The organism is Acinetobacter sp. CY81 (genome assembly GCF_059515925.1).
The window spans coordinates 119,937-144,834 of sequence record NZ_JCAKNC010000003.1 but is presented as its reverse complement, the minus strand read 5'-3'; the positions used below and the strand labels follow the sequence as shown (position 1 = coordinate 144,834).

Annotated in this window: 25 protein-coding genes; 16 read left to right on the top strand and 9 right to left on the bottom strand. The window is 37.7% G+C overall.

Annotation, left to right across the window (positions count from 1 at the left end; genetic code table 11):
• The first annotated feature begins 25 nt into the window (after window positions 1–25).
• From AC5YDM_RS05155 to AC5YDM_RS05140, 4 genes are all read left to right on the top strand, one after another.
• Window positions 26–415, top strand: coding sequence for a hypothetical protein (locus tag AC5YDM_RS05155; RefSeq protein WP_496151045.1), 390 nt, complete (start codon window positions 26–28; stop codon window positions 413–415).
• A 463-nt stretch (window positions 416–878) separates the two neighbouring features.
• On the top strand, window positions 879–2,903 hold the full coding sequence (locus tag AC5YDM_RS05150) for a CocE/NonD family hydrolase (RefSeq protein WP_496151044.1): 2,025 nt from the start codon (window positions 879–881) through the stop codon (window positions 2,901–2,903).
• 424 nt (window positions 2,904–3,327) lie between these two features.
• A complete protein-coding gene (locus AC5YDM_RS05145; protein WP_496151043.1) occupies window positions 3,328–3,831 on the top strand; it encodes a hypothetical protein in 504 nt (167 codons plus the stop codon).
• 312 nt (window positions 3,832–4,143) lie between these two features.
• The gene (locus AC5YDM_RS05140) at window positions 4,144–4,860 is read left to right on the top strand and encodes a hypothetical protein (protein WP_496151042.1); all 717 of its coding nucleotides are present in this window, start codon (window positions 4,144–4,146) and stop codon (window positions 4,858–4,860) included.
• 105 nt (window positions 4,861–4,965) lie between these two features.
• On the opposite strand, the gene AC5YDM_RS05135 is transcribed toward AC5YDM_RS05140, so the two are convergent.
• Together AC5YDM_RS05135 and AC5YDM_RS05130 are read right to left on the bottom strand one after the other, a co-directional pair.
• Window positions 4,966–5,922: a 2-hydroxyacid dehydrogenase gene (locus AC5YDM_RS05135; RefSeq protein ID WP_496151041.1), complete on the bottom strand. Its 957-nt coding sequence runs from the start codon at window positions 5,920–5,922 to the stop codon at window positions 4,966–4,968.
• Between the two features lie 71 nt (window positions 5,923–5,993).
• Entirely contained in the window at window positions 5,994–6,713 is a 720-nt protein-coding gene (locus AC5YDM_RS05130) for a TetR/AcrR family transcriptional regulator (protein ID WP_496151040.1), read from the bottom strand.
• Between the two features lie 80 nt (window positions 6,714–6,793).
• On the opposite strand from AC5YDM_RS05130, the gene AC5YDM_RS05125 reads away from it, so the two are divergent.
• Both AC5YDM_RS05125 and AC5YDM_RS05120 read left to right on the top strand, forming a co-directional pair.
• Window positions 6,794–7,915 carry a fatty acid desaturase gene (locus AC5YDM_RS05125; RefSeq protein WP_496151039.1) on the top strand — a complete coding sequence of 374 codons (1,122 nt, stop codon included), beginning with the start codon at window positions 6,794–6,796 and terminating at the stop codon, window positions 7,913–7,915.
• 247 nt (window positions 7,916–8,162) lie between these two features.
• Window positions 8,163–8,435, top strand: a complete 273-nt coding sequence (locus tag AC5YDM_RS05120) for a hypothetical protein (protein WP_496151038.1) — start codon at window positions 8,163–8,165, stop codon at window positions 8,433–8,435.
• Window positions 8,436–8,763: 328 nt separating this feature from the next.
• Here the strand turns inward: AC5YDM_RS05120 and AC5YDM_RS05115 are convergent, their stop codons facing one another.
• Window positions 8,764–10,026 (bottom strand): hypothetical protein, encoded by a 1,263-nt coding sequence (locus tag AC5YDM_RS05115; RefSeq protein ID WP_496151037.1) that lies wholly within the window; start codon window positions 10,024–10,026, stop codon window positions 8,764–8,766.
• Between the two features lie 120 nt (window positions 10,027–10,146).
• Between AC5YDM_RS05115 and AC5YDM_RS05110 the strand changes: the two genes are divergently transcribed.
• Together AC5YDM_RS05110 and AC5YDM_RS05105 are read left to right on the top strand one after the other, a co-directional pair.
• Window positions 10,147–10,923 carry a class I SAM-dependent methyltransferase gene (locus AC5YDM_RS05110; RefSeq protein ID WP_496151036.1) on the top strand — a complete coding sequence of 259 codons (777 nt, stop codon included), beginning with the start codon at window positions 10,147–10,149 and terminating at the stop codon, window positions 10,921–10,923.
• A gap of 133 nt (window positions 10,924–11,056) precedes the next feature.
• Entirely contained in the window at window positions 11,057–11,623 is a 567-nt protein-coding gene (locus AC5YDM_RS05105) for a hypothetical protein (RefSeq protein WP_496151035.1), read from the top strand.
• A 64-nt stretch (window positions 11,624–11,687) separates the two neighbouring features.
• Here AC5YDM_RS05105 and AC5YDM_RS05100 read toward each other — a convergent pair whose 3' ends face one another.
• Together AC5YDM_RS05100 and AC5YDM_RS05095 are read right to left on the bottom strand one after the other, a co-directional pair.
• Window positions 11,688–12,122: a protease inhibitor I42 family protein gene (locus AC5YDM_RS05100; protein ID WP_496151034.1), complete on the bottom strand. Its 435-nt coding sequence runs from the start codon at window positions 12,120–12,122 to the stop codon at window positions 11,688–11,690.
• Between the two features lie 146 nt (window positions 12,123–12,268).
• A complete protein-coding gene (locus tag AC5YDM_RS05095) occupies window positions 12,269–12,799 on the bottom strand; it encodes a hypothetical protein (protein ID WP_496151246.1) in 531 nt (176 codons plus the stop codon).
• A gap of 353 nt (window positions 12,800–13,152) precedes the next feature.
• On the opposite strand from AC5YDM_RS05095, the gene AC5YDM_RS05090 reads away from it, so the two are divergent.
• A complete protein-coding gene (locus tag AC5YDM_RS05090) occupies window positions 13,153–13,779 on the top strand; it encodes a class I SAM-dependent methyltransferase (RefSeq protein WP_496151033.1) in 627 nt (208 codons plus the stop codon).
• 34 nt (window positions 13,780–13,813) lie between these two features.
• Here the strand turns inward: AC5YDM_RS05090 and AC5YDM_RS05085 are convergent, their stop codons facing one another.
• Entirely contained in the window at window positions 13,814–14,284 is a 471-nt protein-coding gene (locus AC5YDM_RS05085; protein ID WP_496151032.1) for a Holliday junction resolvase-like protein, read from the bottom strand.
• 133 nt (window positions 14,285–14,417) lie between these two features.
• Between AC5YDM_RS05085 and AC5YDM_RS05080 the strand changes: the two genes are divergently transcribed.
• From AC5YDM_RS05080 to AC5YDM_RS05055, 6 genes are all read left to right on the top strand, one after another.
• Window positions 14,418–15,062, top strand: coding sequence for an AAA family ATPase (locus AC5YDM_RS05080; protein ID WP_496126684.1), 645 nt, complete (start codon window positions 14,418–14,420; stop codon window positions 15,060–15,062).
• Window positions 15,063–15,186: 124 nt separating this feature from the next.
• On the top strand, window positions 15,187–16,299 hold the full coding sequence (locus tag AC5YDM_RS05075; protein ID WP_496151031.1) for an AI-2E family transporter: 1,113 nt from the start codon (window positions 15,187–15,189) through the stop codon (window positions 16,297–16,299).
• A gap of 105 nt (window positions 16,300–16,404) precedes the next feature.
• Entirely contained in the window at window positions 16,405–17,001 is a 597-nt protein-coding gene (gene sodC / locus AC5YDM_RS05070) for a superoxide dismutase [Cu-Zn] SodC (RefSeq protein WP_496151030.1), read from the top strand.
• A 189-nt stretch (window positions 17,002–17,190) separates the two neighbouring features.
• Window positions 17,191–17,724: a hypothetical protein gene (locus AC5YDM_RS05065; RefSeq protein ID WP_496151029.1), complete on the top strand. Its 534-nt coding sequence runs from the start codon at window positions 17,191–17,193 to the stop codon at window positions 17,722–17,724.
• A 100-nt stretch (window positions 17,725–17,824) separates the two neighbouring features.
• On the top strand, window positions 17,825–20,059 hold the full coding sequence (gene yccS, locus AC5YDM_RS05060; RefSeq protein ID WP_496151245.1) for a YccS family putative transporter: 2,235 nt from the start codon (window positions 17,825–17,827) through the stop codon (window positions 20,057–20,059).
• 254 nt (window positions 20,060–20,313) lie between these two features.
• Window positions 20,314–20,610 (top strand): DUF3817 domain-containing protein, encoded by a 297-nt coding sequence (locus AC5YDM_RS05055; RefSeq protein WP_496151028.1) that lies wholly within the window; start codon window positions 20,314–20,316, stop codon window positions 20,608–20,610.
• Between the two features lie 136 nt (window positions 20,611–20,746).
• Here the strand turns inward: AC5YDM_RS05055 and craA are convergent, their stop codons facing one another.
• On the bottom strand, window positions 20,747–21,976 hold the full coding sequence (craA, locus tag AC5YDM_RS05050) for a chloramphenicol efflux MFS transporter CraA (RefSeq protein ID WP_496151027.1): 1,230 nt from the start codon (window positions 21,974–21,976) through the stop codon (window positions 20,747–20,749).
• Window positions 21,977–22,162: 186 nt separating this feature from the next.
• Window positions 22,163–23,023 carry a pirin family protein gene (locus AC5YDM_RS05045; protein ID WP_496151026.1) on the bottom strand — a complete coding sequence of 287 codons (861 nt, stop codon included), beginning with the start codon at window positions 23,021–23,023 and terminating at the stop codon, window positions 22,163–22,165.
• A gap of 235 nt (window positions 23,024–23,258) precedes the next feature.
• On the opposite strand from AC5YDM_RS05045, the gene AC5YDM_RS05040 reads away from it, so the two are divergent.
• On the top strand, window positions 23,259–23,642 hold the full coding sequence (locus tag AC5YDM_RS05040; protein WP_496151025.1) for a hypothetical protein: 384 nt from the start codon (window positions 23,259–23,261) through the stop codon (window positions 23,640–23,642).
• 81 nt (window positions 23,643–23,723) lie between these two features.
• On the opposite strand, the gene AC5YDM_RS05035 is transcribed toward AC5YDM_RS05040, so the two are convergent.
• Window positions 23,724–24,854, bottom strand: coding sequence for an SEC-C domain-containing protein (locus tag AC5YDM_RS05035; RefSeq protein ID WP_496151024.1), 1,131 nt, complete (start codon window positions 24,852–24,854; stop codon window positions 23,724–23,726).
• Window positions 24,855–24,898: the final 44 nt, after the last annotated feature.

Here is a 24,898-nt window from a genome sequence, read left to right as displayed (position 1 = left end):
ATAACACATGGAAAAAGATTAAGTTATGAACTACAAAGTATTAACATTAGCATCGCTGAGTATCTTTTTGCTGACAGCTTGCTCGACTGCTCCATTAACTCCCAACGCCCCTATTGTTTTAGAACAACACAAAAACATCGCTGTTGAGCCTGAAACCAAACACAACATGGCACGCCTGATTAAACAAAAAGACAACTGCCTCATCGAGTTCACAGGTAACTTTGCAACAGGTAAAGCAACTGAATATTGGTTATTTAAAAATGATCAACTTATTTCTGCATTCACCAAAGTCGATGCACAAGTCGAAGACCAAGGCACTGTATTTGACCCACAAGACCCTGAAAAAATCAAAAACTTCCATGCACTCAAAAACAACTTCAAAGCATCGAACTTGAAACAATGTGAAAATATCTAAGCGCAGATCTTCAAATCTTGAGTGATATTTAAACAACATCTTCCAAACCATCAGCACAAAGAGATCCGATCTTTTTGTGCTTTTTAATGCTGTCTACAGTCACATCTCGACTGGCAAAATACATCATCTTTAAAGCTAGCTCACCCATTTTAATACAAGAATAATCATTCAAAAAAACCTTATTTATATACAAGTGTATTTTTAATTATTGCTTTAAAAACATCTTTTTTTAATAAAAATAAAAGACTTAATTAATTTTATATCGCTATTCCGACAAACTGCATGCTGAAAGCTTGTTAGTAAAACTAAACAGTGATACAACATTTAAGCCTGATAAAAATTCACATTTTTAATCAAAAACGGCAAATGAAACACATAAAAAATCAGGAATAAAAATACTAAAACTATTCCTTTCTTCATTTAAAGCACTGTTAACAATTAAATCTATACAAGGATTTGTGTAATGAAATTGCTAAACTCTTTCTATGCCGCTTTGGGTATAGGTGTCACGATACTTGCGACATCTATCGGCATAGCAAATAAAACACTCAACCCGACTCAAAACGTGAATTCAGATTTGAGTTATCTGACGCCACAACCAGCGCCAGTAAATCCAACCAATCCGAGTACAACCCTACCAGGTACAACGATTTCGTTGAAAAACACTCAGCTAGGTACACGTAAATCACCAAGTAAAGCGCAAGTACCATCTCTGACCAATGCCAATGCGCAATGGAAATTGTATGACCGCCCTGCGCAATACCCTAAATCGACCACACTCCCTGCTCAATGGGTCACCATGCCTGATGGTACACGTTTGGCTGTATATGTAACGCTACCTGCGGATGCATCTGGTCGTCCTATCAATGAAAAATTCCCAGTCATTCTGATCCAAAGTGCTTATAGCGCAGGCGTTGCAGGTAAAGTATCTGCAATTGCAGGTGGTGCTGATCCTGAAATGGTAAAACGAGGTTATGCGACTGTCGTTGCTGATGTTCGTGGTACAGGTAATTCAACAGGCAAATGGGAAGCTTTTGGTAAAACTGAGCAAAATGATGCTTATCAACTCATTGATTGGTCAAGTAAACAAAGTTTCTCTGACGGTAAAGTCGGCTTATACGGCGTTTCTTATTTAGGAATTACGGCTGTATTGGGTGCAGCGACGCAGCATCCTGCGATTAAAGCAGCATTCCCAATTGTACCTATGGGTGATGCGTATCGTGACATTCTGTTCAATGGTGGTCAGCTGAATACTAACTTCATTCCGCTTTGGATGAGTTTAATTACCATTTTAGGTACATTGCCAATTGATACATTGGTTCACGATCCAATCTCTGGCAAATTGATCGCATTAGATAAACTTAAAAATAGTACCGAATTCCAAATTCCATTGTTTGCCGATGCATTCACTGGTAAAGCCAATTCTTTTGACAATGAGTTTTGGGCAGAGCGTTCATTATTAGAACAAGCTGATAAAATTACTGTACCGACCTTTATTGTGGGTGGTACACGTGATTTGTTCCAACGCAGTGAACCGCTTTGGCATGAAGCATTAAAAGGTCACACCACGGTTAAAACCTTTATTGGTCCTTGGGCGCATATTCAAGCTGCACAATTGTTCCCGAGCTTGCCAAAAGGTAATGTGCCGAGCTTAGACAAGATGCAATTGCAGTGGTTTGACCAATATTTAAAAGGTATCAACACTGGTGCGGAAAGCTTGCCTAACGTAACTCAATGGGTACATGGTTATGATCAATATGTCGTGAGTACAGATTGGCCACATGCTGCAATTGATCCAGATCGTTTGTTCTTAAACAACCGTGGCAACCTTGTGAAAGATCGTCCAACCAATACTTCAGGTGAAAACTACTTACTTCAAGCACCGACCTTTGGTCTATGCTCAAGTACAACTGAACAAGTATTAATTGGTGCGACATCTATCTTGCCATTCCCATGTCTTGAAAACAGCAACATGTCCAATATTCCTGCTTCAGTTTTCAACTCTGTGCCTTTAACAGAGGACTATTACCTCAATGGTCCTATGCAGGCAGATTTATGGATTTCATCAAGCTCTAAAGACAGTGGTTTAGTCGTTCGTGTTTCTGATGTTGACCCACGTACAGGCAATGCGAAGACTTTAAGTACAGGTATCATTACGGCATCTATGCGTAAGGTGGATGAATCACGTTCACGCTACATCAAAGGGCAAATGATTCAACCATGGCACACCTTTAAAGAGTCCGATGTTCAACCTTTAGAGAAGAATAAGCCAGTCTTAGTGAATATTGAAGTTCCAGCAACTGCTGCCTTGATTCCTAAAGGACATCGTATTCAAATCTCTGTGGTTTCAAGCGATGTATGGAAAGGTACTTCTCCATTACCAAGCTTAACATCTTCATTACTTGGTTCAATTTCGATTTACTCAAACTCGAAATACCCATCAAGTGTTGTTCTTCCTAAAGTACCGACTCAATATTTAAAGAACTAACTTGAAGAACTAATTTTTCATTGTTGATGATTTACAGAACCTGAATGCTTTCGAGTGTTCAGGTTTTTTAAGGCTTAAATTAACGTTTATTACAGTTTTAAATACGTATTTTTGATGATAAGAATTGAATTCATAGACTGTAACCAGCCTTTTTGGAGTGTGATTTTCTCACTTACATAGCTTTACTCTGTAAATAAAAAACTAAAGCCATTTTAAAATATTCAATAAAAATAATAATTTAAAAATAAATAAATCAATCCATGAATTCACAATATGTTCATGATTGTTACCACGGCGTTGACTGCCTGTGTATGTTTAATCTCAAATCCAATATTGGCTCAATTTAGCCTTTACTATGCTTTCTGTCTGATCCCTGATGATGATTTTAACCATCCATCAGGAAAACCATATAGGAGACAGATCCATGAACAACATAATGAAAACCACAGTTCTAGCAACAGCTTTAATGACTTCAGCTTCAATCTTTGCGAACACAACTTCGACCACAGGTACTTCTGTTAATGGTCAGGTAAGTACATCGGCTGAAGTACAAACCAACAATAAAAGTGTAATCAGCAGCTTGAATCAAGGTGTACATAATGCCGCTGACAAAGTGGGTCATGGTATCGAAAAAGGTGTCGATAACACCAAAGAATTTACTCAAGATAAATGGCAAGACACTAAAAATTTTACGGCTGATAAGAAAAAAGTCGCTCAGGACAAAACCAAATCTGTAAAAGAAAAAGCCTCTGAAAAATCAAATCAAGCTAAAAAAGCAACTCAAGAGCGTTGGAACAAAACCAAAGCAGCGTTAACACCTGAGTCTAAACAAGCTGATGCCAATACAAACTCTAGCGTAGAGTTAAACACGCCGATTGGTGGTGCCAAAGCCAATGTTCATACGGATGGCAGTCTTAAAACTCAATAAGCCTGCTGATGAACATCAATCATGAATGTTAAAGTGAATCTTTGAGTTGATTCAACTCAAGCTAAATCCTGACTGAGTTCACGTAGGATCACACAAGTGTTCTCCAGCCTTGTAACGATCCATAATAGACCCGCTTTATAGTGGGTCTATTCACATTTGATTTAAATATTTTTATATTTAATCAATGCTTAGCCGAATTAAAGAACATGTTTTTAACATTCCACCTCTAAATTCGATAGGCAAAGTATGCTATGTATAGGTTCATATGGGTGATGCTAACTCATCACTGTACATACAGGACATAACCAAACAATGAAAAAGACGCTATTGGCTGCAATGACAGCAACACTCTGTTTGAGCACTTCTGTTTTTGCTCAACAAAACGAAACGCAAAAAACTGCACCAGCTTATGGTGACAATCCAAACTTGATTAAAGTGCTTGCCGTTAAAGCGCAAGATAAAATTCAAACCGCAGCTGAGAAAGTAGGTGCGGTGACTGAACGTGGTGTTGCGAGCATCAAACCCAATGTCGATCAAACATGGCAAAACACCAAAGAATACACCACTGAACAAGCAGTCATTGCACGTGACAACACTCGCCAAGGTATCGACACCGCAGTCCAAAAAGTGAAACAGACCAAAGAAAACTTAAGAGGTTCAGGTGGTGTCCCAATTGAACGTGGCAGTATGAGTCAAACCTCTACTGTTCCTATGAGTACCCACGCCCCTGTGGTTAATCCAGTGCCGGTTCAGCCCCAGGTGATTGAACCTATTCCAGTTCCACCCTCTACACCTTCAGCAAGCTCGGTGACATCTGATTCGTCTGTACCAAATACACAAAGTAATATCTCAGACAACAACCCTCAGAATAATATCGAATTCTCAGATTCTGAGATTCAGCGTCAATCTATTCCAATTCAAAGTTCAAGTGCATCAACACCAGTGAATGTTGAAACACCATCAACTACACCTTCGGCAGTCCCTCAAAAAGCGCAAGGTGAGGATGATCAAGAAGGTGTACCTCGTTAAGCACACATTTGAAGAAAGGCAAAAAACTTGAATAAAAAAAGCCCTTATGGGCTTTTTTTATTATTCGATGAATCCGTTTAAGTTGATTTAAGCGAGATCATCAATCTATAAATTAACTTGTCGTATCGGCTGACCAGTTTGAAATGCTTTTACATTTTCCATCAGTTGTTGCACGATTCTTTGTCTTGCATCGACGCTGCCCCATGCACTGTGCGGGGTAATGATCAAATTCGGAATATCTATATTCAGTAATACATTGCCCTGTTTCGGAGGTTCAACCGTGAGTACATCCGTTGCAGCCCCTGCAATTTTCTTATGAATAAGTGCATCAGCCAAAGCCTGCTCATTGACAATACCTCCACGCGCGCAATTGATCAGGAAGGCACTGGATTTCATGCGGTCAAAAGCTTTTGCATCGATTAAATCTTTGGTTTCAGCCGTCAATGGACAATGTAAAGACACATAATCAGCTTGGCTCAATAATTCATCTAATTGAACTCGACCTTCACGTTGTGGACGATTCGGCAATGCTCCAACCATAATCTGCATACCAAATGCTTTAGCCAACTGAGCAACAGCCTGTCCAAGCTCACCATAGCCGATGATACCCAGTGTTTTACCTGTAAGTTCCACAATCGGGAAATCAAGCAAACAGAATTGTTGTGCTTTTTGCCATTCACCCTTTTGAACCGCTTGATGATACTGAATCACAGAAGTAGAAAGTGCCAACATCAGCATTAAAGTATGTTGTGCAACAGCAGAAGTTCCATAAGCCTGACAATTACACACCACAATGCCACTTTTCTTTGTCTGAACTAAATCGACATTATTGGTGCCTGTTGCAGAAATCAAAATCAGTTTGAGCTGTGGAAGTTGCTGTATGACTTCAGCTGAAATTCGAACCTTATTGGTAATGACTACACCCACATCTTGAATTCGTTCTAAAACTTGTTCTTCAGTCGATGCTGGATAAAGGGTTAAATTTTCAAAAACAGCATGAAGTTCCGAAAAATCTAAATCATTTTGATCAAGCGATGCGTAATCTAAAAATACAGCTTTCATAAGGTGAGAATCTCATTCCAATCGAATTACCTTTCTCTATCACTATGCTTGATCACCTATGCACACGCAACTCAATCTTGAACTTGTAAACCAATTTTTTTCACTTGATCAAGCTTAAAGACATTGTTCTTTAAAGCCGCAAGATAAGACATTGCAATACGATAAGCTTCTTGGCAAATCTCTTCTGAAATATAACTTTCAGTGTAATAACCATGCTTCATACAGGTGAAAATCAACTCGATTAGAATCGTCATCGTGTCGGGTTTTGCTGGTATGAATTCATCAATATTCAGCATTTTCAGACCTTGGCGCATCGTTGCACTGACTTTTTGCAACTCAACTTGATACTCCAAATACGAGTGCTGAGTCACTGCTCCACCTAGAATCAACATACTCGCAACATCTGAATCATTATAGAACTTAGCTGTGGTTCGAATCATTTCAGCAGTAATTAATGGCCCGTAAATGGTGATGGGTTGATTCGGATGATCCAAAACAACTTGTAGACCAACTGTCTTTAATTCGGCAATTAACACGTGCAAATGTTGTAAAGCAATGTGCCTCAGCAAATCGTATTTCGTCGGAAAAAACTGATAGATACTGGCACGAGGTACGCCTGACTCATTGGCAACCTCTGGAATTGAAATTTTCTCCAAGTCCATATTTATCAACATTTTTTCAGTTGTTTCTACAACTTTTTCCATGCGCTTTTGCGTGCGCTGTTGTTTTGGCAAATTGAGTGGTTTGCTCATTATTTTTGGTACAGCTGTTGACTGAGTTTGACCCATCATATACTCTCTCTAAAAATCCAACATTTGTTGGATTTTTATACACATTCCTTGCTATTCCTAGTTCACAGAGGAAATTGGATATGAATTTACCGCTTTCGGATGTAAATATGTCAAGCCAACAAAAGTTTAAATTGTTTGCTGACCCTGAAGATGAACAACGCAACCATCGCATCCGAAAAGGTATTTTGGAAGCGGGTAATCAATTGCGCGCTCAACATCCTTGGTTAGTCAAATATCAAGACCAAATCGGGATGGGTATTCTCATTACATCCGTGACGGGCATTATTTTTAATATTACCCAATATGCACGTGGAAAAATGCCTTGGTATGTGGCAGTTTCACTTTCTGCATTTTGGATGTCTATTTTGCATGAATTAGAGCATGATTTGATACATCAAATGTATTATCGCAAAAATAAAAAAATCAACAATGCGATGCTAGCGACTGTTTATGCCTTTAGACCCAGTACGATTAGCCCTTGGATTCGTCGTGACATTCATTTACATCATCATAAATCTTCAGGTACGCCATCTGATATTGAAGAACGCGGCATCAATAATGGTGACAAATGGGGCTTAAAACGCCTGATCATGACAGGCGACAACATGCTTGCCATCGCGTTGCGTCCATTTACGATGTTGAATGCCACCAATGAATATGCCAATGCGCAAAAAAATCTTACTCTCAAAGACAAACTCAAACTGAAAGCGAAAATGGCGCTTGGCTATACCCCCTTCGGCAATATTCATTATGGTCTTTGGTATAGCTTTTTGTTTATGAGCATCACCAAAATTGGGATTAAAGCTTTAAATATGAAGCAACCGACCAATCGCATTTGGCGTTTCATCGACAAATCAACCAAGTTCTATGCTGTGGCAATTGCAGCACCAAACTATTTACGAACTCTGAGTCTGCATTTCACCAGCTCAAATATTCATTATTATGGTGATGTGGAAAATGGCAATGTGGTTCAACAATGTCAAATTTGGACAGATTGGCGTATGAAGCCTTTACAAGCATTTTGCTTCAACTTTGGCGGCACACATGCGATCCATCATTTCGTAGTACGAGATACTTTTTATATTCGCCAAGCGATTGCCAAAGATTGCTATCCAATCATGAAAGAAAATGGTGTGCGCTTTAATGACTTTGGTACATTTAAACGTGCGAATCGACGTCTTGAACGTATGACGACCATGTAAAAACCAACATTGATTTCAAGCAACACACATCAAAAAAGGGACGAAAGTTCCTTTTTTTACACCAAAATCAATACGATAAAAAATACATTTGGTCTTTAAAACTAAGCTATTGGATAAAATAAATTAAAGTTCATTCTCTTTAAAAAAAAGCATACATTTAATATGAATTGCAATTCACTTTCTTAAAGTAATCCATATAAAATAAAAACTCATTATTTAGTTTTTCTTAACAATATAGGATATAAAAATGAGCTTACAACAATTAAACTCTACAGAAATCGAACAAGTTAGTGGTGGTACTTTCCTCATCAAAGCTTTTTTAATCAACCGCCTTTTTAATCCACAAGGCTCTGGATGTAATACATGCGGTCCTATCAACCCAGCTCCAGTTCAACCAAAACCACCTGTAATTGACGAAAGCCCATGTGGATCTTTTCAACCAAAACCACCTGTAATTGACAATTCATGTTCATCTGGTGATTTAGGTTTTAACAAATGGTTTAAAAATTTTAAATTTTAATCATGTGATTTAATCATCAAAAGGTACATCAGTGTTCAACTGATGTACTTATTCTTAACAATCAGATTAAAGCACTACTTTATAAAGTATCTAAAAACTTGTGATATTTCTACACGGCTCCCATCCTCTCAACTTCAGTACTCAGGTGTAAATACCACTTAGAAATGAGACAAACGAAATTTAATTGAGCGTTCAGGCTTTATACCAATAGAGCTTTAGCTGTTCATTATTGACTTACCACTGATTCAATTTACGAAATAAAAAAAAAGGACTTTATACATTATAAAGCCCTTTTTCCTCAATCAGCACTCTCGCAATGTTGAGCTAATCAACTCACCACGAACTGTTCTGTTTCACCGACCGTTTCAGCATCAAATATACAGTTCCCAGCTTCATCAGAACGCATATATAGCGCCTTATAACTCAAGCTATAAAACCCTGAACCTTTCTTCACCACCAAAGGTTGCATGTCTGAACTGAGTTCATCATCCAACTTAAACAGTTTAGTCACTCTTCGATCATTCATACAAATGAGATAGTCTTGCTTTTTAACTTCAAGTGTTGCCAAACCACTGTTTTCCACATGTAATGGAATAATGTATTTACCATTCACATCAATCACTTGCTGATCATAACTTTCAAGTTTTTGCGTAATCACATTGAATACCAAAACTTTGCCAAAGCTGTCTTGAAGCTGTGTTTTATTTTCAAAGGGTAAATTCACTGAGATACCGAGTTTCTGTAAATCTTGCTCATCCACACGTTTATTGGTCAATAAAATACGGGTAATGGTTTGCTTTAAACTGGCATCAAAAAAAGCACTGTCCAGTTGTAAATCAATGGTTTTAAGAATTTTACCTAAAGCTTCATTATGATTACCGAGTAGATGTGCGATCACACTGCGATAATAGAATTTACTGTTCTTTTTGACATCACGAATTTGCTTATAAAAATAAGTAGGCTCAAACGGATGTTCAATAAAGTCGTGTAATAGTGCGGAATTGGCCAATACCGCAATCGCATCATGTCCGGTATAGGGCAGATGTAAAGTATGCAACTGGGGAATCAGAGGTTTGATTTTACGATAATGCTCACGATCCAAATCAAAATAAGGATCATAGACAATGATGTATTCACATTCAGCGACTATATCATCCGCTTGAATACGCATATCCCCATTGACTTCAGCATCATAAAAATCGGTATAGCGACGGTCTGCGACTTCTTCTGGATTGATCGAATACTGAGGCACCATCGCCACGACACGATTCATTTTGAATGCTTTGGCATACTTAATCGCAGCATAACCACCCATTGAGCCACCATAGGACACAATGTTTTTGTATTCTGCCAAAATGCCTTGAATCGCATCTAAAGCCCCCATCATACTGGCATGCGGGAACCATGACTTTTGCTTTGGCATAAAGCCAATCACACTATATTCATACTTACTTAAGGATTTTTCTGCATTGATGGATGTTCCCTTGGCACGTGTGATTAAATCGCCAAAAGAAAGAACCAACGTTTCAGTTGAACCTTTTAAATAAATTGCTGTGATGTGTTCATCTTCAAATACTATTTGCTTATCCATTGCAATTCCAAAAAAGGCACTCAATCTGTTGTTTGCAAAATGAATCAATCATTCACTTGCCTAAACATTCCACCAAATGTCATATTTTATAGATACTGCACAGATAAAAAAGCGCAAAATATGACACATTCATTACATCCTGCTGCTCAAACTGGGTTCAGTTCTGCTGCTGAACTTTATCAAAGCGTACGTCCTAATTATCCTCAAGAATTGGTCAATTGGCTTGCAGAAGACCTATTGCTCAATCAAGAATCCACCGCAATTGACCTCGGTTCAGGCACTGGAAAATTCTTAGATTATTTAAAACAAACTACGCCCAACATCATTGCAGTTGAACCCATTTCAGAAATGCTGGAACAGTTGAAAATAGTACATCCTGAGGTACAAACTCAACAAGCCTCAAGTCATGATATTCCACTAAAAACCAACAGTATTGATGCGATTTTGTGCGCTCAATCCTTTCATTGGTTTGCAAATATTGAAACTCTGCAAGAAATGCATCGCTTACTGAAAGATTCAGGTCATTTGGGTTTAGTCTGGAATCAACGGGATGAAACCGTGGATTGGGTTAAGGCACTGGCTGATTTTTTAAAAGACTATGAAGGTGATACCCCACGCTTTCACAGCAATGAGTGGCAAAAAGTATTTCAGAACCAATCCCTGTTTGGTTTTGAAAGTAAAAAGGTCTTTGTGCAACATCAACTTGGCACTGTGGAAGATGTGGTCAGTCGTCGCTTATTATCAACCAGTTTCATTGCAGCCATGTCACCACAACAGCAAAATGAAATGAAGAAAAATTTTGAAAGCATTGTTTTTGAATACACCTCGAAAAGACCTCAAGATCAAATCGAATTTCCTTATGTGACTTATGCTTACCATTTCAAAAAAACTGAATAAGAAAATAACTACAACATTGCATCCATAAAATCGCAGTATATTACTGCGATAGAGCTGTTTCACTTACATATAAATTTGCATAACCATTTAAATAACTGACTTTAAACTTCAACACAAAATAAGGAGTGCTTTGATGCAAATGTCCAAGCTACATATCGCGCTACTCTCCCTCATGCTCGGCGGCAGTATCATGATGACTGCGTGTACGCCCAAAGATGCAACGTCAGAGCATGAAGCCGAATCTTCGAGTTTAGACTCAAAGGACGGTTCAGATTTAAAGGATAAAACTGAAGCCAAAGCCATTAAAAACTTTCCTGCCACACCTGATGATGCGCATGATATTGGACTACTCACCACCTATCAAACCCAGTTCGACAGTTTAAGTCATGACTTAGAGAGCGAGCTTCAAACTTTAGAAAAAGATAATAATCTCACCGAAGATATGAAGAGTCAGCGCAAACATGATTTGATCAAATCATCATTGAATATGTTAAAAGAACTGGATTTAAAAACTGAACAAGGCCGCTATATCCAAGGCTTGTATTATCAGTATTGGGAGAATCAAGCCAAAGTCTACCAAGAATTAAAACAGTCTACCGACAATGAGTTAGCAAACCCAACCGATGCAATTGAAGGCATGAGTGACTACTACACAGCTCAAGCACAGCTCGAACATTGGCAGCAACAAACTGCTCAATAGATTGACTGAAATTTATTTAAAATAGATTATCGACTCATCATAAAAAAGGATTTCAGATCCTTTTTTATGAAATTCGAACTCGACATTGCCACTGTTGTTCAGGCTGTTGACTGCTTTCCCATGCTCGAACATGAACCAGCTCAATCAACTCTTGCCCAACTTTTTCAGCTTTAAAGTGAAAATTCTTTTCGCCACCTACACCAACTATACCTTCCTCAACCTCTTTCTGTTGAAAAATCTCTTCAGTCTTCAAGAGTTTTAATGGCTGTAACAGTTTCCATTGATAGCCTGTCGTCGGGTTTTCAGGTGCATGAAAATGTAAGGTTTCACCAATCTTCATATCGAGTAAAGTTGGACACTTTTGATTCAATGAATAATGATGTGTTTCTAATTTCACCGTGGTACTCGGACTTTGGCAAGCCACCAAGCCCAGACTCGTAATGAGTATAGAAATGGTCGCTGCGATAAATTTTTTCGGTCGTGTCTTCCATGTGTTCATAAGGTCTAACCTACTTTTCTTTTACTACTTTTCTTTTACTACTATTCTTTTTTACTACTTTTCAGTGTTACTACTTACCAACTTTTAAGATCAATCATTTTTCAATCTCCGCCCATTCTATTCAAAGTCAGAACCTAAACCTCAAATTAGATATTTTGCTTTTCAACCCATTTGATCGAATCGACACGAATCAATTTACATGCGCCATCGCCAATTCCATTCCAATCCAATGCTGATTTCCATCTTAAATCTTTAGCATCAATTTGTACTAAATCCCCTTCCAAACGCACTAAGTCACCACGTTTGACTTGGGTAATTTGTTTCGCAATTTCAGGGTTTGCTGGAATAATGTGCATATTACTGACTAACTGCATAGCCAATTTCGGTGGAATCGGAGGTTTTGCCATTTTCCAATTTAAGTAACGGTCGTATTGATTAATCGAAATCTGTCGAGCAATCTCTGGATCTGTGAATAATCCACGCGTCACGGCGTAGTCAATTGGAGAATATTTGGCTTGTTCATCATCATGGTACTGTTTTGATCCTAAGATACGAAACTCACCTGAAAATGGCTCAAGTAATGAAATTTTTTGATCCTTTAAAACCGGCGCTAAACCATTGGCAATATTGAACTCACTATCTAAACCAGCTTGGACATTTTGATCAAATGTACTCATCTGAGCCTGTACATTGAGTGCAAACAATGCAATAAATGCCGCAAATACGATAGGTTTAGCCATGATCAAACTCCTGTTTCATTACTCATCTTACGTTACGGCTGTTTCATATTAATCCTTCATAAATGACAGAATTCCTAATTATAGGAATTAAAATGCATCATGATTTAAAGTTAAGCAAAGCTTGAATATGAAAGAACCTGCAACGGTATAGCTTGAATATAACCCTTAAAAATTAAATGAAAATTGAGAATAAGTAACAATTGTGAATGCTTTAGTCAGTTTTTTGTCTTTTGTTATCAGATGAAATCTGATTAAAATCAAAGTACCACCTCATATCAAGGCATTTTCTAATGCTTTATAAACTGTATCAAAAACGTATTTTTCCGCATTTGCTTAATCAAGTGATGCAAACACCCAGTCTAATGGACAGTCGACGTGAGTTATTGCTCCCCATTCAAGGTGATGTTTTAGAGATTGGTTTTGGTACAGGCTTGAACCTGCCTTTTTATCAAGGGGTTAGTACCTTATACGCACTAGAACCCAATGACGATATTTTCACATTGGCAGAACAGCGCGTTTTAGAAGCTCCGTTTCATGTGGAACATATACAAGCCAGCGCAGAGAAATTACCTTTTGAGGATGAGTCACTAGACAACATTGTCAGCACTTGGACCTTTTGTAGTATTCCTGATTTAAATGCAGCATTACATGAAATTCATCGTGTGCTGAAACCCAATGGCACATTACATTTGGTTGAGCATGTGCTCTACCATGACCATGCCCTGTTAAAACATCTGCAAAATCTGCTAACACCGATTCAAAAAGTGGTTGCCGATGGTTGTCATCTCAATCGTGATATTGAACTCAGCTTAGTCAATGCTCAGTTTATTTTAACTGAGAAGCATTATTTTGATGCTGTAGGTATTCCAAAAGTTGGACAACGAATGTTATTGGCACGTGCTCAAAAACTAAAATAATCTAGTTTGCTTTTGTTCTATGAAAGAAACTTCACTATTCATCTGCAAAATCAATGCGTATCGTTTCAAATCGAACTTTGCCATCCCGAATCGCTTGTGCAATTGCCATTTGACCTTTGGTTAATCGAGCCCCACCACTTTTAATATCAATCAACACGACTTCTATATCTTCTGCACGTCCATCACCATCTCGAAAGTCGGTATAACCATCAAACACAACATAATCAACTGGATCACCTAAGAACTTGGCATCACTGGGTAAATATTGAAACTCAGGCATGATCGGTGCCATTTGCTCAGCCATTTTGCCTTTTAATACGGCTCGACTGGTATTTACACTGCGTTTTTGTGCCTTAAGTAATGCTTCTTGGTGTTCTAATTCAAGTTCTGCAATATATTGTTCATATTCAGCCTTTATTCTTCCATTTCTTGTGCCTGATAAAATGATTGTGGTGAGCACAATCCCGATACATGCACCGATTAACATCGCCATCCAAATGGACATGGTATTTCTCATCAACTGAATTATGCACAATGTAAACAAGATCTAGACTTTTGTCATGTAGACGCGCACTTACCAAAATTAATGCTAAGCTACAAATAGACCTCACTTGCTTACATATTAGATTTTATAAATCATGAAAACGATACTTATTGCAAATCAAAAAGGCGGCTGTGGCAAAACGATTACAGCAATTACTCTAGCAACAGCACTGGCTCAAAAAGGCTATAAAGTTGCTTTAGCGGATGCAGACAACCAAAAATCTGCACTGCAATGGTTAAAACAGCGACCAGAGACTGCGACAGCTATTCAAAGTCTTGATTGGCGTCATGAAAAATCAATTGGGGAAGCACCCAAAAAAACAGATTATTTAATTATTGATGCACCTGGTGCATTGACTGGTGAGCACGCTGAGCAATTGATTAGTGAATGCCATGCGATTGTGACTCCCCTTCAACCCTCTTTCTTTGATATTGACAGTACCAAACGTTTTTTAAAACATATTCAAGAAATCAAACGCATTCGTAAAGGCAAAGTCCAAGTTCATTTATTGGCAAATCGTGTTAAACCTACGGGTGCAAGTGCTAAAGATATTCAACAGTTTTTTGCCAAGATTGATCAAGAGCCTGTGGCGTGGATTGCAGAACGTGCGGCTTATGGTACTTTAGCCATGCAAGGCTTAAGTGTTTTTGATAAAAATCAAAAGCTTTACTTAGCAATTCAACAACAATGGCAACCGTTATTAGATGTTTTAATCGAAGATCAAGGTGATTGGTTTTAATTAGATCAACTATTTATTTACTTCTTTTTATCAATTTTCAGAGTAATATGAATTAAAACTTGAGTGCGGTGTATCGTGCTCTTTTTAAATCCCGCTGCATAGCTAAAGTAGATTAGAGACATCAGTGCAAGATTTTAATCCGACATTACAACGCGCCTTATTGTTTGGTTTGTTTTTTATACTCCTATATTTAGGTTTTGACATCCTTAAGTACTTCATTGTACCTGTACTTTGGGCATGTATTATTGCGTATATGACATGGCCAATCTATAAAAGCATTCAACGTGTTTGTGGTGAAAATCGTCCATCTTTGAGCGCCATGCTCATGACAACACTCTTAACTCTGGTTGTCGGTCTTCCCTTCACTTTTGCTGTATTTTTATTGCAACATGAGGGTCGTAACTTATTCTTTGATTTACAACGTCAATTGGCTTCAGGTCATTTATCTGTTCCAGAAGTCATTCGTGAATTACCTATTATTGGAAAAGAATTAGCGCGGATTATCAAAGAAATTAATGCTGATCCAAATGCCCTATTTAACAATATTAGTGTATGGGTTCAAGGACATCTCAATTACGGTAAATTCGTTTTGGGCGAAATTACTCGCAACTTAGTTAAACTGGGTTTTGCGATCCTCTCTTTATTTTTCTTTTATCGTGATGGTCCAACCATTGTGCATCAAGTCAGTAAAGCAATGGAAAAAGTGATTGGTCCTCGTATTCAGCATTATATGGACACGATTTCTGAAACTACACGTGCCGTTGTGTATGGTGTTGGTTTAACAGCCGTTGCCCAAGCCTTACTTGCAGGGTTAAGTTACTACTTTGCTGGGGTGCCAAATCCAATGTTATTGACCATGCTGACGTTCATCATGGCACTGATTCCATTTGGCCCTCCACTTGCTTACGGTGCAGTATCACTTTGGTTATTCTCTCAAGGTCAAACAGTAGAAGCCATTGGTGTGTTTGCATGGGGCGTGTGTGTGGTCAGTACCGCAGATAACGTGATTCGCCCATTGGTAATCTCAGGTGCAACACAAATTCCATTCTTATTGATTATGTTTGGTGTCTTGGGTGGCTTAGCGAGCTTTGGTTTAGTCGGTCTATTCATCGGCCCTGTGATTTTGGCGATTTTATTGGCAATTTGGCGCGAATGGCTACATGAAACCATTGAACCTGAACCAGTTCCGAAAGCCACGATGGTTTATGATCATGACGATGAGCCTGAATTAAAATAACCGCATCGTTAATAAACTTATACATTCAAATACTTAATCAAAGTTGTATAACCCTCCTTATTTTGTTTCACTAAAGAAGTATATAAAACAAAATAAGGATGGATCATGTCGCTTCATAACGTTAAAAAAACTTCTTTTAAACTGACGGTACTCAGCACTCTTCTTGGTGTTTTCATGGTTGGGTGTAGTTCAAATCCAACAGTGACTGCTCAACCTGAAGAAAGACCCAATGGTCAAGTTACTACAACGCATTCAGTCGATGTACATGCTGTTTCTGCCTCAGGTATCGGTGAAAAAATCGGTACGATTGAATTTAAAGACAGCGATCAAGGGCTTGTTCTAAATACCGATCTACAAAAACTCAGCCCAGGTTTTCATGGTTTCCATATCCATGAAAAAGGTTCATGTGAGCCTGCTGAAAAAGATGGGAAAATGGGTGCAGCTTTAGCAGCAGGTGGTCATTTCAACCCACAACAAGCACCTCATCATGGCACACCCAATGACGGGCATTTAGGTGACTTACCTGTGTTGAATGTAGACAGCCAAGGCGTAGCAAAAACTACAGTGGTTGCCCCTCGTTTAAAACTTGCTGATGTAAAAGGTTTAGCCATCATGGTTCATGCTGGCGGTGACAACTATTCAGACTCACCTAAACCATTAGGTGGTGGTGGTGATCGTGTTGCTTGTGGTGTGATTAACTAATTGGTTATGTAATCCATGCATCAAATAAAACTTTAATCAAGGCTTGTGGATAATACTAATTCTATCCACAAGCTCATTATTTTTTACTGAGATCCTTACTTTAATCATTGTCTTTCGGATGATCTGTCCTTATTCATCTAACGTTCAAAATAATAACAGCACTCAAAAATCAGAATTCGAGCTTTTAAAATGCAGCCACTTGATTCTCATAAACATCGAATTACAGCATTGAGTGATATTGAGCAACAGTGTCATCAAATATATCAACTCTTCAAAAACAACATACAAAATAGCCTCAATTGTAGTGACTTTTTACAAGTTCAAGCTGCTGTCGTACAGCACCTTAAAGAAGCAATTAACTACATCAATCGATGCATCAGCAGTATTTCCAAGCAACACCCCCAATCGAATTTTCCGAAATTAGAATTCCACAGTTTGATTGACAAAATAAATCCTAACAGCCTTTCTGCTGATATTCGTCAGACAATCGATCAAGTCGAATTTCAACTTCGAGATTTAAGTACCGCAATTGATCAATGGAGTTTCATTATTCGCGATTGTCCCTATGTTGAAACTAAACCAAACGTTCTGCTACTTGCCAAAGCTATGTCTGAAATTTTCGAAATTCAGCATGTTTACATTTATCCTTATTACGCTGATTTGATTCCTAGTTTTTTGCAAAAGTCAGATTTTAATCAACTCAAATCCCCAAATAAGCATTAAATCATCGAATAGCTGTAAATTTTTCATTTGATAAAAATTGACAGTTAAACAAAAAAAGAACAGTCTACAAAGACCTACAATCATGCACTTAGACATTATTGTGAACCCTATAAAAGAACTATTCCTAAGCTTCAAATCTAATTCAACATTGGTCTACTGCTTACAAATTTGCATTGTGTTGTCTGGAACAACATTGGGACTTTTATTTGCAGGCTATGAATCCTTAATTGTACCGATCACATTGGGTGCTATCGCTGCCGCCCTCACCGACTTTGATGACCGTTTAACAATACGATTACGTAATCTGATCTACGTCTGTATCCTCTTTTTTAGTGTCAGTAGCATTTTAGAATTTCTCTATCCTTACAAATTTTTATTCATCCTATATTTATCACTGTCTAGTGGCACTTTGATGCTCATGGGGGCTTTAGGTCAACGCTATGCCACCATTTCATTTGGTACGGTTCTTCTGTCGATTTACACCATGTTTGGACTGGGTGAGTACGAGGCATGGTATTTACAGCCCAGCTATTTTGTTCTCGGTGCGCTGTGGTATGGCATCACCTCGATTTTGTTTTACTTACTTAAACCCACACAAGCGGTACAAGACAATCTCGCATTATGTTTTAATCAAATTGCTGCCTTGCTGAATGCAAAAGCTCGGTTGTTTGATCCAGATAATAAAGACAATGTCGAACAACTGCTGTATGAACTATCCTTACAAAACAGTCAGGTCGTGCAAAGCCTAAATACCACCAAAGCGACTTTACTCACTCGACTCAAAGCATCTCGCGCCAATAAAAAAACCATCTATTGGCTGAATCTGTATTTTTTTGCACAAGATATTCATGAACAAGCAACCTCCAATTATTTACACTATGAAAATATCCAACAGAATTTTAGTCGTACCGATCTGATCTACCGCTTTCAAAAAAATATTCGCATACAGGCCTTACACTGTGAGCGATTGGCAGACTCGATCTTAAAACAACGTGCATTTCAACTATCACATCCACATAACAAAAATTTAGAGCATTTACGTGATTCACTTCAGGATTGGGTTACACAGAACCCTCACAATATTGAAGTTAAAAATTTGGTTTTAGTTCTGAATAATCTAGACAAAGTACAAGAACAATTTTTAAATCTATCTGTGGAACAACAGCATTTTCAACAACATTACTCCAATTCATCAGGACAAAACTCAATTTCACAGCCACATGATAATTTTGATCTTTTAGATGATGATATTCATGGTTTAAATGACTTATGGCTAAAACTAAAACAGCATTTAAGTCCTGAGTCTGCATTATTTAGGCATGCGGTTCGCATCGCTTTTGTTTTCGCAGTCGGCTATGCAATCTCTCTGCTTCCTTTTGCCAAAAATGGTTACTGGATTTTGCTCACCAGTTTGTTTGTCTGCCAAATCAGTTATTTCGCCACTAAAAGTCGTCTTAAGTTACGAACACTCGGCACGCTATTAGGTGTAGTTTTAGGCATTCCTGTGCTTTATTTTGTACCAAGTATTGAAGGACAATTACTGCTCACGATTATTTTTGGGGTCTGTTTTTTCTATCTACGTTCAAAAAAATATGCCATGGCAACACTGATGGCAACTTTAATGGTGTTATTAATTTTCAACCTTAAAGGAGCTGGTTTTGCCATTATTTTACCAAGAATTATTGATACCTTGATTGGATGTGGTTTAGCTTGGTTTGCTGTCAGTTTTATCTGGCCAGATTGGAATTTTAGAAATATTTCGAAGACAATTTTACGCAGCAATCATGCCTCATTCCACTACCTAAAAGCAGTGATTGAACAATACCAATATGGCAAAAATAATAGCATGGCGTACCGTATGGCACGGCGTGATGCACACAATGCCCATATTGAATTATCCACTATGATTTCAAGCCTGAGTACAGAACCAAATCCGGATCAAAACCTGATTCATCATGCCTTTCGCTATCTGGTCTATAGCCACAGTCAACTCAGTTATATTTCCGCTTTAGGAAGTCATCGCGATACTGTGCATCACCTGATTCAGCGTCAGACTGATCAGTCTCAACTTGCCTCTGAAAAACAGAAGCAAGAACAACAAATTTTGGCTTTAATGCAATGGTTCGAACAAATATTAGAACAAGCACTCGATCAAAACATCGAGCTCAACCAAACCGATTTAAATCAGCACTTGAAAGAAATTAAAACGTTCAATGAGCAACAGCAATTACCTGAACATTTACTTTTGGTACTCAAGCAAATCAGTTTACTGATTGAAACTTTGCCTGAATTACTAAAATTACGTCAAACGTTGTTGAGTTTAGAAATTCAATAATCGGTGCATGCTTTGGTTCGCAAATTTGATCATAATTTTAAAGGTTTCAGAAAAAATCAGCGACGCTAAATAGAGATTTTTAAAGTGAAAAATCTCTTATTCAACTCGACCATAAAATCAGAATCCCTAGCGAACCGATTGGATTTAAATATTTTAAATACAAACACTTATTCATATTTAATTTGTAATTGGTGCTGTAAATATGATTCCATTCGGGTACACTTTAAGCCACATTTATCTGCTACAAGTGAATCATGAATATCAAAACTTTACGCTGGGTTGGTTTACTCGAAGGTATTTCATTTTTACTCTTACTCTTTATTGCGATGCCAATGAAGTACATCTGGGGCAATCCGATCTTGGTTAAATATGTCGGTATGGGGCACGGTGTACTGTTTATTGCATTTCTGGCTGTTCTTTTTATCGTATGTGAAAAACAAAAATGGTCAATCCAAATTTTTATTTTAGGATTGATTGCTTCAATTCTTCCTTTTGGACCATTTATTTTCGATAAAAAGATTAAAAAGTTAGAACAAGAAAAATTGGCTTAAATATTCAGTGAATGAGCGATTAGCGCGCCCTGTTTAAAACAAAAAAGGTTGGAAAAATCATCTATTTTCCAACCTTTTTTATATTCACTTTTTAAAAACTAAATCTTTAAAGCTGCGCCCATTCAGAGCTAGACAATTAAAACTGTCCACTCATCGCGCGTTCTTGCATAATACTTTTGACCACTGATCTTGGCACGGTGAACCACACTGCGATTAAAGCAAAACATGCCAATGCATATGCCCACATATCAAAATGACCATATAAAATACGAACAATTTCGATCACGACAAAAAATGCCACCATCATGATCATCCCGACTGCCGCTGCTACGGTCCCCTTCGACACTTCTGAAGCACTCAGTGAGAAACGGTAAAGTACGGAAAAACTACAGCCTTCGCCAAAGCTAATCAGGGTCATGCCTAAGACCAGACACCACAGCATGTATTCTTGCCAGATCACCCCTGCCAAGACAATCAAAGTACCTATAAGCATCAATGGCAATGCCAACATCACCGTCCGTCCAAGTGCCAACCGATCAATCACCCGAATCAATACAATATTCCCGAGTATCAAAGCACCAAGTACAGGAACCTGAGCTAAGCCATATTGCATATTGGTCAGTCCCAATTGCTCCACCAATATCACAGGTGACATCGCAATCCACAGAATCAACGGAATCGAAACCAAGGGTAATGACAGCGACAGAGCCATAAATCGCTTATTACTAAACACGGCTTTAAAGTCATCCCATACATAACTCAAAGGTTGTTTTGGAATGCTGACATGCTGTTCAGGCATCTTGGCTTTGAGCCCAAACAAGCTCAATGTTGCCAATAATGCAATACCGATAAAGCCCCAATGCCATGACACATGATCAATCATAAATGCGCCAACCACAGGACCAATTAACGGCGCAATGAGAGAAATATTTGCCATCAACGCCATGACTTTAATCGCATCGCGTTCTTCAAAAATTTCTTGAATGGCAGCATAACCAACGGCTGAAATGATGGTTAAGCCAATCCCTTGTAGAAAACGTAGTGCCAAAAATTGTTCAATGGTTTGTGTCATTAAAATCAACAAACAGCAAATTACAAAAAAGACTACGCCACCGAGCAGCACTTTTTTACGTCCTAAGCGATCGGACAATGGACCTAGAAACCACGCCAAGCACGCACCACCGAGAAGGAAGAACGACATGGAAGATGGTGCCCATGCACTACTCACACCAAACTCTTGAGTAATGGTGAGCATCGCAGGTTGAACTAAATCATTACAGATATAGACTGAAAATTCGAAGAGTACCAATGCCAACGGAAACATCATGGTGGCACGGCTTAATGTTGCTTTTGAAGCAGTTTGCATTATGTTCTACATTTAATTTGAGCAAAGTAAAACTGATATAGGTATTAAATGATCTACAAACAGATTCATTTCCATCAGTTTCTTTAAGGCTTTATTTTAAAATAAATATGCCTGCAACATAGCATTTAATTGTTTCATGTTGATAAAAGCAGCGTTTTCTTCTTTTCTTTGTATTTTTGAAACAGATCAATGCTGTATGAACGTGTTGTTCTTCAAATCTTCATAGGCTTGCATCACTTCTGAAAATTGATTCATCACAAAATAACCACGTGCATAGATCGGTTCATTCAAAGGTTGACCTGATAAATATAAGAAAGTCGTGTTTTGTAAAGCGATCAGTTCAACATGTTCACCTTGATTCGACATCACTGCCATTTGATGTGATTCAACGACATCTTTTGAACCTGCTATGCGTAATCGACCAGAACGCAGATAAATCATGGTGGTGTCCTGATGATCTGCTGGCAATATCAGTGTTTCACCCGCTTTGAGGCTGACATCGAATACTCGAATTGGCGTATGCGTTCGTGCAGGACCGATAGCATCGACATATTGCCCTGCGATGACTCTAACAAATGAGTCATTCTCTAAACTGATCTTCGGGATCGTTGCATTAGACAAACTTTGATAGCGCGCTGGATTCATTTTGTCTTTAGCAGGTAGGTTGACCCACAATTGTAAAAACTCAAAACTTCCACCTGAGTTTGAAAATGCTTCACTAAAGACTTCTTCATGTAATACGCCAGAGGCTGCTGTCATCCATTGCACGTCACCCGATTGGATCACCCCACCGCCACCTGTAGAGTCTCGATGTTCAATCTCGCCTTTATAGACAATGGTGACCGTTTCAAAACCTCGATGTGGATGTTCAGACACCCCTTTTCTTAAACGTGTTGGAGACAAGTTTCCAGGACCTAGATGATCCAACAATAAAAATGGTGATGTAGTATTGCCCAGTTGATAATGGGAGAACACAGAAGTCACAGGTGAAAAATCCCCTACTGCACCACTCGAGTCAGGTTCATGTATAAAAGCTAATGTTTTCATCTTATTTATAGTGTTTGATTTGGTTTCATCTTAATCAATCAGGGCGACTTCGACTACAACATTCTCTCTATTTATCTTGAGCGATTTATGGCTTGGATTGATTTTTATAAAAGAGTCATGCCTTAAAAATAGCAATACCTCAGAGAGTCAGTACACATCAGTCATTTTTTCAATTTGAAAGATCTAATTATTTAGTTAAACTACATAATCTAAAAAATGATAAATGCATAATAATATGAAAAATTTAAATCCTAAAACGTCTTTAATCATTGGTATTGTGCTGCTTATTCTCAGTGCATTTATGTATTGGAAATCGAATACACCAAATATCAGTACGGCTGATCAAGTACTGTGTGAACAGCAACTTCAGCAAAAATATAACAATCAAGCAGATGCACAACTTTTAGAAATGTGTAAAACCTCGGTGGGTATGATCGCACAAACTAAAGCTGAGGCTAGTGGTGCGACTTCTGCTGAGGAAATGGCGAAAGCGATTAGCCAAGCCAATCAAGGTGAAACAGGTGGCACCATGTTTATGATGTTCTTTGTGGGTCTGTTCTTGATTATTGGTGGGGTTTTAACAATTCGTGGGGTGCAAGGCATTCTTGCAAAGAAATAAAAGCTTAAAAAGAAAAGCATACCAATGGGTATGCTTTTTAAATTTTCCTGCAATACATTTATTAAGTTAGATAAATATTATTTATAACTCTTTAACTTTAAAAGAAAGATTTTCAAATTTAAAATTCATTTCCGTTAAGCTAGAAAACTCACCTCTTAGAGATTTATTAAATAGTTTCTCAATTTTAAATTTTTCAGAAGCATCTAAACCTTCAATATAATCATGAGAAAAATAAATATTTTCAGTATATTGAAGCATCATGTTAGTAACTATATTTACTTGCTCCACTATTGAAAATTTCTTAAATTCATCAATGAACTTGTTTATTAAATTATCATTTTCAAACCAATTAATAACAATCCAACAACTACCATCTTTAGCGTAAAAAATATTTAGTGAGAGATACTCTATTTCTGGTAGATGATAGTCATAAATATTTTGTAAAATGTTATTTGAAAGATCTTTATATAAAGCGAATAGACCTGTACATACAAATGGAAATTCACCTATAACATTAATTGCATAAGTTTTTATAGAATTTCCAGCATCACCATTAAAGCAATCAACTATTTTTTTCCTTATTTTTAGATTGTCCTCGAGATCAAGATTTGCCCTTTTCAAATTTGCGACTATTATCTCAGGACGTAAATCTAATTTATTCTTATGTGTATTTTTAAGTAGTGGCTGAAAAGTCTTTCGTGCATTTTCTAAAGCATTATTTTTCTTATAATACTCCAATGAAAAGGAACGATAAAATAAAGCTAATATTTGCTCTACACTTAATACAAAATCGTCTTTTTCAATTGAGCTAAATAAATAATCATCGTGATAGGAGCAGAATCCTTTAAAAGTTGATGCTGTTCGAATACCAAGTTTTCTAAGTTTTATAAAACCATCACTTTTAAAAAACGAAAATAAATCTTTATTTTTAAATCCGTATACATGTCCTTTTTCGGCAATCCTCTCTAAGCTTAAAGATTTCGTTAGACTATGTGCATTAATAATTTTATCGGTACAATTTCTTGGTGTATCTAAGTCTTTAGCTACACAAATTTCTTTATGTAGAGTTTCATCAAAAATTTTCTGTAATTCATACATTTCTAATTTTTTTACTTGTCCAGTATTTACGTGTTGTTCAATAAGTAAATGACACTTTTTGTATTTTTGACCTGACCCGCAATGACAAGGTTTATTTCTATCACGACCACTCATAATTCCTCTAAGAACTCAAAAAAGCGCATCAAAATTGATACGCT